Source organism: Flavobacterium sp. HNIBRBA15423 (genome assembly GCF_052655965.1).
In genome coordinates this window covers 1,306,243-1,320,318 of the sequence record NZ_CP199751.1, presented here as the reverse complement: position 1 = coordinate 1,320,318, position 14,076 = coordinate 1,306,243, and the positions used below count along the sequence as shown (strand labels likewise).

Below are 14,076 nucleotides of genomic sequence, written 5' to 3'. Positions count from 1 at the left end.
GCAGTCTAATTTATCAAAATGATTTCACAAGAAACTATTGTTGCCCTTGCTACTCCATCTGGTGCTGGTGCCATTGCAATTATTCGATTATCTGGTAAAGAAGCTATTAGTATAGCTTCACAAGTATTTCAATCGGTTTCTGGTAAAGACATTGGTAAACAAAAAACGCATACTATTCATTTAGGACATATTACAGAGGGTTCAAAAGTATATGATCAAGTATTGCTTTCCCTATTTAAAGGACCCAATTCTTACACGGGTGAAAATGTAGTGGAAATATCCTGTCATGGTTCTACTTTTATTCAACAACAAATTATTCAGTTATTACTTCGTAAAGGAGCAAAAATGGCTCAAGCAGGTGAATTTACTTTACGTGCATTTTTAAATGGCAAATTAGACCTTTCACAAGCAGAAGCTGTTGCCGATTTAATTGCCTCTGATAATGAAGCGAGTCACCAAATAGCGATGCAACAAATGCGTGGTGGTTTTTCTAACGAAATTGCTAAGCTACGTGAAGAGCTTTTAAATTTTGCTTCCTTAATTGAATTAGAATTAGACTTTGCTGAAGAAGATGTAGAATTTGCCGACAGAACTGCTTTTCATGAACTATTAGAACGTATTGAGTTTGTTTTAAAACGATTAATCGATTCATTTGCTGTTGGAAACGTAATTAAAAATGGAATTCCTGTAGCTATTGTGGGTGAACCCAATGTGGGAAAATCGACTTTATTAAATGCATTATTAAACGAAGAACGAGCTATAGTTTCAGACATTGCAGGAACCACTCGTGATACCATTGAAGACGAATTAGTCATTGAAGGAATAGGCTTTCGATTCATTGATACAGCTGGTATTCGTGAAACCAAAGATGTAGTAGAAAGCATTGGTATTCAAAAAACATTTGAAAAAATTGAGCAAGCGCAGGTTGTATTACTTTTAGTTGACAGTTCTCAGTTGTCAGTTATCAGTTTGCCTAATGTGAAAGTTGAAATAGCAAAAATCAGCAATAAATTCCCTTTAAAACCTTTAATCATTGTTTTAAATAAAGTAGATCAATTAACTCCTGAAGCAATTGCTACTTTCAGAAACGAGTTAACAGACAACTCGCAGCCTACAACCGACAACAGAAAACTGATAACCCTTTCTGCTAAACAAAAAACTGGCATCGACGAACTAAAAAACACCCTACTCTCTTTTGTAAACACAGGTGCTTTACGCAATAATGAAACAATAGTAACAAACACACGTCATTATGATTCTTTATTAAAAGCATTAGAAGAAGTACAAAAAGTAAAATGGGGTTTAGATTCAGGTATTTCCTCTGATTTAATGGCAATTGACATTAGACAAGCCTTATTCTATTTTGGTGAAATTACTGGTGAAGTTACCAATGATGAGTTGTTAGGGAATATTTTTGCTAATTTTTGTATTGGCAAATAATTGACATAAAATAAATATAAAAATCAATCAATTTTACAAACAAAACCCTTTAAAAACCTACTAAAAAGTAGGTTTTTTCTTTTTTCAACATCTTTCATTTTTTTTAAAATTTATCCCTATTTTTTAATTATTTGTACCTCCCTTGTACCTCTAAAATTATTTTTTTCTATATTTGAAAAATAAAGCGAATTTATGGCACTTATTTCTTCTTAAATAAACTTAAGAAAACGTAATTGTCTTTGTAGAAAAAAAATAAAATCTAGCGAATGAGTTCAAATCTATCCATAAAAAAAATATGCGAATGCTGTAAAAATGAGTTTATTGCTAAAACAATAAAAACACGTTACTGTTCGCATAATTGCAATAGAAAACATTACAAACTAGTCAAGAAAAAGGGTGAAATTGAAATCGTTGAAAAAGCAACGAAATTAAACATCACCTCTATTGAAGAAGTCAATAAGAAAGATTTTTTAACCGTTAGTGAAACTGCATTGATTTTGAATATGTCTAAAAGAACAGTCTATCGTTTAATACAAAGCAAAGAGCTCAACTCTTATAATTTTTCAACAAGAAAAACTTTAATTAGAAGAAAGGATATCGATTATTATTTCGAATTAAACATGAATACTTCTAATTTAAACCAAGAACAAATTAAAGAGAATATTACTCCCGATAATGCTTATAATTTAAATGAAATAGTTGAAAAATATAATATATCAAGTAGTGCCTTGTATAATATAATAAACAGGCTAAATATTCAAAAGAAAAGTTTTGGCAAGCACGTTCTAGTTAAAAAAGAGGATATAGATAAAATTTTTATATCATGATAAAAGTTACTTTACGAAAGAAAAAATTAAAATCTGAAAAGGAAAGTTTGTATTTGGATTATTATCCTGAAATCATCAATCCCAATACAGGAGAAAAAACAAGAAGAGAGTTTTTAGATTTACATGTTTTCATCAATCCTAAAAATCAGGAAGAAAAAAAATTCAATCAAGAAGCTTTTGAGGTGGCAAATCTTGTGAAATCAAAAAGAGAACTTCAGATAAGAAATAAAGAGTTTGGATTTAAAGAAAATATAAACATCAATATCGATTTTGTAAATTTCTATCAAAATATAGTAGATGAATATTATAATAAAACTAGTGAGTCAAATTACAACACTTGGAAGGCCTCTTTAAATCATTTTATAAATTTTTCTAATGGTATAATTATGACCAGTCAATTAGATGTTAATTATATTAATCGATATAGAACTTATTTATTAAATGTAAAAACCACTAGGAATTCCAAAGAACCAAAAAAAATATCTAGAAATACTGCTTCCTCCTATTATAAAAATTTCATTTATGTTTTAAAACAAGCCTATAAAAGAAACTTTATTGAAACAAATCTAGCTGATGAAGCTGAGTATATTAAAGAAGAAGAAACCCATAGAGAATATTTAACCGAAGAAGAATTAACTCACTTATGGCAAATTCCCATTAAATATGAAAAAGTGAAGCATATGTCACTTTTTTCTGCTTTGAGTGGTTTACGTTTTGTAGATATCAATAAGTTAGAATGGAAAGACGTCTACAAAGACAAACATCAAGGATATTATATTCAATTTAGAGAACAGAAAACAAAAAATATAAAAAACCATCCTATTTCAGAAACTGCCTATAATATTCTTAAATCACAGGAGACTTCAAAAGGATTAATTTTTGGAGGAATTAAATATTCACAAATCACTAGACCATTAAAAGCGTGGTTGGTCGATGGAAATATTACAAAAAAAATTTCTTTTCATAACTTTAGACACAGTTACGCCACGTTGCAATTAGCAAACGGAACAGATATATATACGGTATCCAAATTGTTAGGACATAAGAATGTTGCAACGACGCAGATTTACACAAAAATATTAGACAAAAATAAAATTGAAGCTGCTAACCGCATAAATTTAAATTTAGATGGAATTTCTTGATAAAATTGACGATATAATTGCAACTGAACATAAAAAAATAGAAGATTTAATAAAGAAAAAATTTAAAGAGTTTAAGAATCAAGGCAGAAAACCTGAGTTTGCAATTGACGAAACCAGAACTGTACTATTTGAAACATTTATAAAAACAAATTTTATCGATATATATCATTCTCATTTTGATACATATTATCATTTATTTAAAAACTCAATTGACACATATGATAATAAACAAGATGCAATTAAACTAGTGTTACAAAATGAAATGTATAAAGCATATCTTTCCTTTGATAAAATTAATAAGATACCAAACCACCAATACAGCGATGAATTTGACAACTTAACTTTTGAAAATTTCGTTATTTATTTATTGCAATACGATACAGCAAAACAAATTGAAGCTTTACTTTTAAAAAATAGTGATTTATATATTCTATTTTATAAAAACGATTATAGTGGTGATTTTTATTTAAAGCCTTTTGAAGGACATGTAATCAATAGTACTATTTACAAGAGACTCCATAAGAAATTTTATCCTAATGAATTTATCCCATATGCTAAAGAAGAAACTGACGAATATAACAATATTAGATATGTTATAATAACAGAAGAAACAGAAAAAAATACACCTAATGGTATAAAACAGATTAAAAATAATCAAAAGAAACATGATTTTAATGTAGATGAGCAAGCATTACTATTAAATCTTTGTATCGCTGATGATAATTCAATTCCTACAACTGAAAAGATTAAACTATTAATTTTAATAGGAGAAATTAAAGATAAATCAATATTTGAAGGTTCCTCTGCGTCAAATTTATTTTATCAGAAAGTGAATAAAGGCGTTTTTAGAAAAGGAAGTAGTAAAATAATGTTATCTATTGTTGATAATGTTTTGAATAAAATTGAAAATATCGAGTTAAATATTACAAAACAAAGATTAATAAAACATAGAATTACTTTAGTAAATGAACAAAATAAAACAAAAAATGTATAAAAACAAATAACAAACTTAAAAACAAAAAGTTGTAATTCAAATTGTTACCTTATCCGTAAACCATCCCTAAGCTATCCCTAAAGTATTTCTTAAGGGATTTTTCTTTTATACGTTTGCTGGGTCAATAATAAAAACCAAAATTATGAGCCAACAATTTTACATGCTCTCAGAAGAAAATATAAAAGTACTTGCAGAGCAAATTACAGCAAACATTCAAAACAAGTTGGAAGGAACAATTATTTCTACTCCATCTCCAACAACTTCTCCAGACGAATTTTTAAACATTGAAGAATTAACCAAACTTATCGGTTTAACAAAACCTACAATTTATGGTCATGTTCATCGTAATACCATTCCTTATATTAAAAAAGGTAAAATGTTGCGTTTCTCAAAATTAGATATTCTCCATTGGTTAGAAAACGGAAAGAACAATTCTAAAGCCGACTTGGAAGCAAAAGCTAACGAGTATTTAGCAAAAAAATCACTATTTAATCGTTAATCTAACGTAACCTTTACGCATATGGAAAGTTATTTATACACCTGTCATTATTGTAACAAGGAATATAAACCTAAAAGAAGAAAGAAACAAAAGTACTGTAGTAATAGTTGCAGAACGCTTGCTTTTAATCTAAAAAAGAAAACGCAACTTAGCCTTCCAACACAAAAAAATAAAACCAGTAAAACTTCGATTAAAAAAATGAGTGTTGCAGGCATTGGAAATGCTGCTGTTGGAACATTTGCAGCAAATACTATTACGAATTGGTTAACTAGAGATGAGAATAAACCTGCTACGAAAAAAGACATTAAGGAAATTAAAGAATTAGTCTTACAGAGGTATCATGAAATTCTAAATATGCAAACTGATCATTATGGTAACTATCCTTATTATGATATAGATTCTAGAACAGTAGTTTATCTAAAAAAATAAGAAAATGGAAAATTCAATAGATAAAGGATTTATTAAATTAAAACGAAATATACTTGATTGGGAATGGTATCAAGATAATAACACCTTTAGAGTAATGCTTCATTTGTTGCTTAAATCTAATTATACCACGAAAAAGTGGCAAGGTCACATCATTTATCCAGGAGAATTAATTACATCGACAAAAAATTTAAGCAAAGAATTAAAGCTATCCGAAAGCATTATTAGAACCGCTTTAAAAAAGCTTAAAACGACAAATTATATTGTTACTCAAAGCACAAACAAATTCACTAAGATAAAAATAACAAAATCAACTATTTATGATGAAATACCTATTTCAAGTAACCAACCAATTGAAGTTCCAAACACAAACAAAAAACAATCCGATAACACACCAATCACAACAACTAATAAAGTAAATAAAGAAATAGAAATTAAAGAAAGAATAGAAATTTTTAAAACACAAATTTTCAATTTCAGAAATCAATTTTCAATGGATGTCTTACAACAGTTTTTAAAATTTTGGACAGAAGAAAACAAGCAAACTGAGCGGCTGCGATTTGAAGAAGAAAAATTTTGGAATTTAGAGACTCGATTATCCAGTTGGAAAAATTATAATACTAACTCAACCGACAAAAAGAAGATATATACTAACCGATAAACAATACCACATGGAAATTGATATAAATTTATTGACTAAATCAAATGAATTTGAATTGATAAAACCTAGACTTCCTGAAACTATTGAAGCAAAAAAAATATATCAGTTTTTTAAAATTCAATACTTTAGAGATCATCAAGTGCCTTTTATTGAAAATATAGAAGCGAAACAATTGGTTTATACCTTAATTTACTATTTCCAAAACAAAGATAATTTCTTCAATTCCAACCTACTCTACCCTATCATTGGCACCAACTTTTCATTGCAAAAAGGGTTAATTATTATAGGTGGTTATGGCACAGGAAAAAGCACCATTTTAAAAACATTTCAAAACTTAATCAATTCAGTTTTCAAATCTCAAATTACTTTAAAATTCAATGCAGTAATTGATGTGGTTCAAGAATTTGAAACTACTATACAAGAAAATATATCAGCTTTTAATGAAAAATATAATAACGGATATCGAATATTTGATGATTTAAAAAGTGAAAAAGAAGCATCTCGGTTTGGGAAAAAGGATATATTTAAAGAAATACTTTTTAAAAGATGTGAAAATAAAAAAATCGCTTCTATTATAACAGCCAACTATCAAGAAGAAAATCCAAATAACATGGAATTAGCCATTGAAGAATTTTACAGGTATGAAGGCAGAGTGTATGATCGAATTATAGGAAGTTTCAACTTTATACAATTACAAGATAAGAGTTACAGAAAATAACTCAACTCCAGAAATAAATGCATAATACACATTGCAACTGTATGTAACTTCTAGAAAGACAAATGGTTTTGCGTTGCAATCGTTTTAAATGGGTTCGCATAGACAAATTATTTCTTTCAATTTGATTCGTACCAAAACGTGTTACTCTATGTATTACTTTATTTATTAAAGATTTATAATGTACTAACCCATCAGTGTAAATGGCTTTTGGTGTTGAAAGTAATAATGAATTAGTTACATATTGAATGGTTCTTTTGGTTCTTCTTCCTAAACTAAAACTCACTACTCGTTTTGTTTTCCTTTCCATAGCATATACTATCCATATGGGTTTGTCTTTTCGTTTTAAATAGCAACGCATTTCATCTACTTCATAGCTTTTATTCTTAAAGAAAATAGGATTCTGAATCTTTTTAGCAATAGCAATTATTCTTTTTAAAATATTTCTATTTTTATTAAAATTTTGACAATTTATTAACTTTTAAATTGAATATCAATAGCCGTCGTACCTTCTTTTACAATATATTTTTTTTGGGCAACATTGTAAACATTTACAAGTTGATGTTTATTAGTAACAATATTCTTCTCAATAAATTTACTGTCTCCGAATAGCTTTTCTTCTATTGTACTGGAATGAATAGTGATATCATCAAGTTTTACATCCATTTTGTTTTTTAAAATATCCTCAATACTGTGACTATTGTCTTGATTTATTTTTACAAGATTATTAATCCCTTGAGTGTTATTATCAGGATATAGGATAACTAAATAATCTTTTGCTCTACTTATAGCAACATTTATCAAATAATGTTTATGAACAAATGCACCATAACTTGGATGTGAAATCGAATGGTTTGGTGGATTTAGGACAAAATATACAATATCACATTCATCACCTTGAAAACCATGAACTGTATCTGTTATTATATTTAGATTATGATTTAAGTCTAGAGATTCAATCATCTTATTGATTAGAGTTGCTTGAGAACGATATGGGCAAACTATACCAATTGTCCATACCTCATCATTATTCATGTTTTTCTCAAAATGGATTATCATCTCTAAAACTAGAATGGCTGAGTAAATGTGATATGGACTTTTTCTTAATTTTGAAGGACTATATACAGAATCATCAAGATTTATTGGGAATTTTAATAATGTGATTTGTTTAATTCCCAGTTGTTGAACTTTTTCTGGCAGAGGTCTTACATTTTTTGAACTATCTTTTCGACTGGATCTATCATGTTTTAAACTATCATTATATGTAAATTTACTAAAAAGACTTCCTATTAATTCAATACTTCTATACTGTATTTTAAGGTTTTCGATTTTATTGTTTTCACCATAAATAGGAATTAACTGTTGCTCATTTACGTCAAAACTTTCTAAGCCAATTAACGAATATATATTTGCCTCCTTATTAAAATCAGAAGGTAAATCTTCGTTGTCAATATCCATTACTGGAGGAATTTGATACGGATCTCCACCAATCCAGTATTGTGTGATTTTATTTTCGAATTGACTTTTGCATTTATGCAATGCATACATTATATATGATAATGGTATCATAGATGATTCATCAAAAATCACATAATCCCAATCCATATCTGAAAGACGAGAAGTTATCAGTTCTTTTTCTTCAATTTTTAAAGTTATTTCCTCATAGGGTATTCTATGAATTGTACTTATACAAACACATTTAGGATAAGCGTCATAAATGAATGTTGCCTTATCTTTTAATAAATCTCTTTCAATCACATCATTTGAAAACGTTGCTCCATATCGAACAAGCCAATGATCATCATGACCTACTTTACTCATTATTCTTTCAGTAAGTACATCCGCTGCTTTATTGGTAGGAGTAAGAACTAACACCTTTAAATTAGGCTTTTCATTCATTAATTTTGCTAGTCTTTCAGCAATTGTTGTTGTCTTTCCTGTTCCAGGAGGACCAAAAATAAAATGGATTTCATGAGAAAGATTTTCTTTTAGGTTATAATTGTCTTCCCAGTCTTTTTCATGGCCCAGCCTTTTAAAAGCATTATATAATCTATCTAATAAATTTACTGATCTAGAAAATTTTAATTCAACTCTTTTTACATCTTTTAAATTAGCGTCAATTAAATCCTTTGGTTTTGATAGCATAGCCCATACTACCTGCCCTTTTTTAGAAATATCTTGTACTTTTACTTCTAGGGATTTTCTATTATTAAATGTAAAAATTGCAGTAAAGTCAGTACAGTATTCAATAGTTGGAGTAACGTTTCTATTTGGGTCTTTTAGTTTTATTAACCTTTGTGAGTCAACTTCCCATTCAGCAGCAAAAAATGATATTTCTTGCTCTGGCTTAGAAACATCTGATTCATTATCTTGTAGCTTTTGAATTTCAATAAAATCTAAAAACCATTTATAGGAATATTGGTTTATTGACAAACTTTCTCGGAGTTCTTTTCTATGTGCAATTACTTCTAACTCTTTTCTCTTTTCATCAACAATCTTTCTCATTTCATCATCAATTATTGGATTGTTAAGTAATTCGATAATTTTCATTTGATGAGACTGATGTAATTCTATTAAATCATCAATGGCATTTAGAGTTAGCCAAGTTGTTGTCTTTAAGAAATTAGAAATTTCTTGGAAACTAAATTTCCTAGGGCAATGAATGATATTTTCTTCAAAATGATATTCATCTGTATTTATGCTCTTAATGTAATTACCATCTAAACTCAATTTAATTGGTAAACCATTGTAATAATGGAGTGATATTTCAGGGTATTTTAGTTTCCATTCAAGATAAAAATTATATAACCACTCTTCTCTTATTGAAATTATTTGTTCAAGGTCATTTTCTTTCTTAATTTCAATTTTTCTTAATGAGTCCTTTAGAGCTTCCGACTCAGACCATGTGGATGCATCATAAACTTTTACATTTTCTACTCTAATGATGTCTCTTAAATCAATATTTAGTTTTAATAGTTCATGAAATATATTATTGTCATAATAGTAAATATTATTTTCAGTATTTAATACAAGATTGTATTCATTTGATTCTTGATTATTTATAGGAAGAGGCATGTTAAGAAAACCATTTTGAATACATTTTTTCACTAATGCTTTTAGTAAGTCATAGTTTTTATGAAAATTAGATAGTTGAAAATTAGGCTTCACATTGTTTATTAATAAAATTGTATTTGCTAAAAGTTCTACAGGTAATAATTCCAGTTCAGCAATATTAAATATCTTAAGAGTATTATCATCAATTAAAACTTCACGTAAAGTATTTATTAATGACCATGGTAAATTGAAACCAATTGCTGAAAGTAAAGAGGCTTTAAGTCGTCTTCGTTCTTCAATTTTTTCGTCCCAACTCCATTTAAAAATATGTTCTGGTAAGGATTCTTTTTCCTTATATGCGTATTTAGCTGAAACGTATAATGTAGGGTTGAAACCAAACACTGAAGACCATGAATTACTATAAGTTAAGAGATTACTACCCCTATAATGACAAAGTAGGAAGTCTAATATATTTATTTGCTCCTCTACAGATAGGTTTTCTTTTAATATAGGACCTAGTAAAGTGCCGCCTTCAATTACAGGCTGTAAATAAAGGCTAACACTTTCTAAATTGAAATATGGGGAAATACTAGATAATTTTAAAATAGCAGCGACCTTATCATATGCTTTATCTAGGTATGAATCAGTACTAAACAAGCTAAATATTTCATTTGAAAGTGCAAATTGACCATCAAGTTTGACTGTTGATTCACTATGTATTAATGAGTAATTTGATAAACTAATTTCCTTATCAATGTATTTTTTATAAAGCAAGATATAGCATAATTGTGATGCATTTGCTAAGTATCCATTACTTTTGATAGAACTATTTATTCGTAATAAAATATCTTCTTTATTTTCTGATTCATTCAAATTGAACAGCTGTCCAAGTTTTGACTTATCATACTGATAGTCATTGTGGAGTTTTTCAATAATAGACTCTATATGTTTTGAATATCCTGTTTCGTCAGAACTAAATATATCCGAGAGTTTTAAATGGTATTCATTTGCTTCTCCAAAATATATTGAATCACTATTTGAACTTATAGTATCATTTAAGTTGATAGCTTTTGTTTCATCTATTCTAATTGAAATTGAGGACTGAAGAATAGGTTTTGGAATTGAAATATCTGCAAAAGAAAGAGCAACCTTAATTACATTTTTGAGCTTTTCATATCCCTTGTAATCTTGTAAATTGATAGATATAAAACCGCATTTATTTAAGAACTCTATTTTTACTGAATCTTCTTGTGAAACAACTATTTTTGAAAGAGAATAAATAAATGTATCATCATTATCTAGCCACTCGTTAATAAAATATTCAACAAGTTCCTTGTCTTTTAGAGTAATAAGTCCTTTTAACTCATTTATGTTTGGCGATATAATTAAGTTTTGATGATATTTTTTTAAATGATTATCAATTGTAAAATCGTCTTTTAAACACCAAGCAATATTTTCATTGTCTTTTTTTTGCCTTATTGAGTAATCATTTTTGGCTTCTACAATAATAAATTTTTCAAATAATGGCATATTAGCATTAATACAAGCTTTAGCAAGTACAATTATATCTTCTTTGGCTATTACCATTTCCTTTTCAATCGACAAATTTTCGAATGTAGATTTGTTTAAACTAAATGGCAGTTCTTTTAAAAAAGGTAAAGATTCATGTAACGGTAAATCTTTTTTAAAATATAATTTATATAGGTCGGTTAACTTTTTATAATTGTCAGTTGTTAGCGAGGACCATTCTGGTTGATAATAAATTTCATCTGATGCGATTGAAAATTGGGTAGCAGTTGGTATAAATATGTTATTAGATAAAGATTGTGGTTGTTTTGTAGTTTCTTGAAAAGAAATAATATCCGCATAAAAAGATTTTATATCCTTTTTTATTAAACCTTTTTTATCTGAAATAATATTATCCCATAGTGGAATTACAACTTTAGTGTAGGCTTCTTCTTCAGAAATTAAATATTTGTGTAATTTTTCTGTGTATTCATGATTGCTAATAATAAATGGTTTTAGCCATAGTTTAGTTGCTTCTTTCAATAATGAACCAAGTGATACGATATCTCCTTGTTCGTTTGCAAATAGTCGTAGTACTTGCATTCGTTTTTTTTGATCCTCCCCAAAGTCATCTTTTGCTTTTTCAAGGGTTTGACAAATGAAATGTTTTTCGTCAATTGTTAAACTTGTTTTTTCAAATCCAGAGCTTAAATATTCATTAAGAACTTTATAATCATTATAGGAAATGGATTGTCTTGTCCTGATAAAATCTTCAATGTGTGGGTATTTTGAAAAGCCCTCTTTGGTACAAACAAACCCAGATTTCGTTAAAAGTTCTTTAAGGGATTCTAAACCCTCAAACAATAATAAATATTTAGTATCATCTTCAAGGTTCTTTAATTGATTAATACTTTTTATGTCACCATTGTCAAATTCAAATAAATCTAGTGCATGAAAATTATCTTTAAATATTTCCGTAGAGATACTTGTTCCTGTTACATTTGAAATATGGTTGTTTATTTCCAATAATATTGTATTTCTGAATTGTTTATTTGATTTTAATAATAGGTTAACTTTTTCATAAATTTCCTTTTCATGTAATAGATCAAGTATAGAAAATTGCTTTAGACCTAAAATACTCTCAACCGAATCTTTCAGTAATTCATCATTGCCCCAGTAGAACCATTTAATGTTTAATCCAAAAGTTTCTGGATTGATATCCAAGTTCGTGACTTTAATTCTTATATTTTGTGGATCTGTTTCAATGTCAAATCCATATTCTGAATTAGATACTACTGGAATATTTGATTTAAGATAATCATGAATATTACTGATTAAAGGTTCATTAATCCAAGTTCTATCAGTATCATCGCTAAGTTGTGAAAGTAATAATATTGGATAGATTTCAAGAAATTTTTCTCTTTCGGATTTAATTTCAGATGAAGAGAATTTTCTGATACTTTCGATTAATAATTTTGAAAATGTTTCTAATAACCTTTCATTAATTGCGTCTGAATGTAAAGAGGTTCTTGCTGATTTTTTATAAAAAGCATTTGAATGAAGAATAAATCTTAATTTGTGTTTCTCTTCACTAAGTGGAAAAAAAAGATAAAAGTTGGGAACATTATTTATTAATTCTAAAGCATTAATATAGTCGGTATATCCGAAAAGAAATTGAATGTTAGAATCACTTTCAGCTATTTTTTGTTCGCTCTCTGAAAGTTCACCACTCTTGCCGAATCTAATGTATTTATATTCATCGGAATTTTTTTCGATCACGTAACTTTCAAAGTTTAGTGCCGCATTTGTTATATCGTCACCATTTAAGTGTACATTTTGTAGCCCTCTCACCTTAGAATCAGCAACTTCATTCAGTATTGATAAAGAAAATCTAATTCCTTCTTTTAAATTATTATTTGCCAGAACTTTACTTTTTTCAGAACCTAATTTCAGAAAAAAAAGCGAACCTGATTTATAGTCGTCAAAAGGAATAACATCACTATACTTTGACAACCATTTAGAAAGATTTTTTACCTCACCTAATGAAAAAGCGTTATTACTTTCTTTGTAGTAAGCATCCCTTATTAGTTCATTAGGCTGAGTGGGAAAATTTGTGATTAATATTTTGAAAAACCAAGGTTCGTCACTTACTATTTTAAATTTTTTCTCTTCATTCTCTCTGTAGGTTTCATATTTTTGGGATTCAGGGGTAATTTTAGTACCATTTTCATCAATTAGAGCTTTAAGTTCGTTATTAGACCAGCTGAATAATATTGGTCCATAATTTTTGTCTAATAACTCATCTAATCCATTTTCTTTACCTACCAGCCTATGTGCTAACTTAAAGCCAATACCAAATTTCCCAATAGTATGTTCGTCTTCTGTTTTTGTTGAAACACCAACATTTAGTATTGATTCAATTGCTGGAAAATCAAATTGCCAACCGTTGTTTAGAACAATTAGATATTCATTTGGTTTTCCATCTTCATCAACTTCATTTTCATCTTCTCCCCATATCATTATAAAATGACTACTATTTGCATCCACAGCATTTTGTAAAAATTCATACACGGCCTGAGCATCTTGGGCCATATCAAGAAACCCTTTAAGAAATCCTTTAATTCCATCAACAACTCCTTTAGATTTTTGACCATGGTATAAATCGAAGAAACCAAAAACATTGTTACCTGTTTCACTATTGTAATGTTTTGTACCAATAAAGTGTTCATCTCTATTTAGGTCGTTTGTTTCTCTAACTTTTGTTTTAAAAAATGTTCGAAACTCTCTAATGTCTTTTATTTTCATAAAAATT

At 28.2% G+C, this 14,076-nt stretch carries 9 protein-coding genes and 1 pseudogene; 8 read left to right on the top strand and 2 right to left on the bottom strand.

Features of this window, described 5'->3' with window-relative positions:
* The first annotated feature begins 18 nt into the window (after nucleotides 1–18).
* The 8 genes from mnmE (at nucleotide 19) to ACULEV_RS05790 (ending at nucleotide 6,707) form a co-directional block, all read left to right on the top strand.
* On the top strand, nucleotides 19–1,440 hold the full coding sequence (gene mnmE / locus ACULEV_RS05825) for a tRNA uridine-5-carboxymethylaminomethyl(34) synthesis GTPase MnmE (RefSeq protein WP_445457731.1): 1,422 nt from the start codon (nucleotides 19–21) through the stop codon (nucleotides 1,438–1,440).
* Nucleotides 1,441–1,706: 266 nt separating this feature from the next.
* Nucleotides 1,707–2,267: a helix-turn-helix domain-containing protein gene (locus tag ACULEV_RS05820; protein WP_445457730.1), complete on the top strand. Its 561-nt coding sequence runs from the start codon at nucleotides 1,707–1,709 to the stop codon at nucleotides 2,265–2,267.
* Nucleotides 2,264–3,409, top strand: coding sequence for a tyrosine-type recombinase/integrase (locus ACULEV_RS05815; protein ID WP_445457729.1), 1,146 nt, complete (start codon nucleotides 2,264–2,266; stop codon nucleotides 3,407–3,409). Before ACULEV_RS05820 ends, ACULEV_RS05815 begins: the two co-directional genes overlap by 4 nt.
* Nucleotides 3,396–4,403 carry a hypothetical protein gene (locus ACULEV_RS05810; protein ID WP_445457728.1) on the top strand — a complete coding sequence of 336 codons (1,008 nt, stop codon included), beginning with the start codon at nucleotides 3,396–3,398 and terminating at the stop codon, nucleotides 4,401–4,403. The genes ACULEV_RS05815 and ACULEV_RS05810 overlap by 14 nt, the downstream gene beginning before the upstream one ends.
* Before the next feature lie 142 nt (nucleotides 4,404–4,545).
* On the top strand, nucleotides 4,546–4,902 hold the full coding sequence (locus ACULEV_RS05805) for a helix-turn-helix domain-containing protein (protein WP_445457727.1): 357 nt from the start codon (nucleotides 4,546–4,548) through the stop codon (nucleotides 4,900–4,902).
* A gap of 198 nt (nucleotides 4,903–5,100) precedes the next feature.
* Nucleotides 5,101–5,331 carry a hypothetical protein gene (locus tag ACULEV_RS05800; protein WP_445457726.1) on the top strand — a complete coding sequence of 77 codons (231 nt, stop codon included), beginning with the start codon at nucleotides 5,101–5,103 and terminating at the stop codon, nucleotides 5,329–5,331.
* Between the two features lie 4 nt (nucleotides 5,332–5,335).
* On the top strand, nucleotides 5,336–5,989 hold the full coding sequence (locus ACULEV_RS05795; protein ID WP_445457725.1) for a hypothetical protein: 654 nt from the start codon (nucleotides 5,336–5,338) through the stop codon (nucleotides 5,987–5,989).
* Nucleotides 5,990–5,999: 10 nt separating this feature from the next.
* A complete protein-coding gene (locus ACULEV_RS05790; RefSeq protein WP_445457724.1) occupies nucleotides 6,000–6,707 on the top strand; it encodes a hypothetical protein in 708 nt (235 codons plus the stop codon).
* A 1-nt stretch (nucleotide 6,708) separates the two neighbouring features.
* Here ACULEV_RS05790 and ACULEV_RS05785 read toward each other — a convergent pair.
* Nucleotides 6,709–7,146: pseudogene (locus tag ACULEV_RS05785) on the bottom strand (IS1 family transposase); the annotation flags it as partial.
* Nucleotides 7,147–7,178: 32 nt separating this feature from the next.
* Nucleotides 7,179–14,069 carry an AAA domain-containing protein gene (locus ACULEV_RS05780; protein WP_445457723.1) on the bottom strand — a complete coding sequence of 2,297 codons (6,891 nt, stop codon included), beginning with the start codon at nucleotides 14,067–14,069 and terminating at the stop codon, nucleotides 7,179–7,181.
* Between the last annotated feature and the right edge of the window lie 7 nt (nucleotides 14,070–14,076).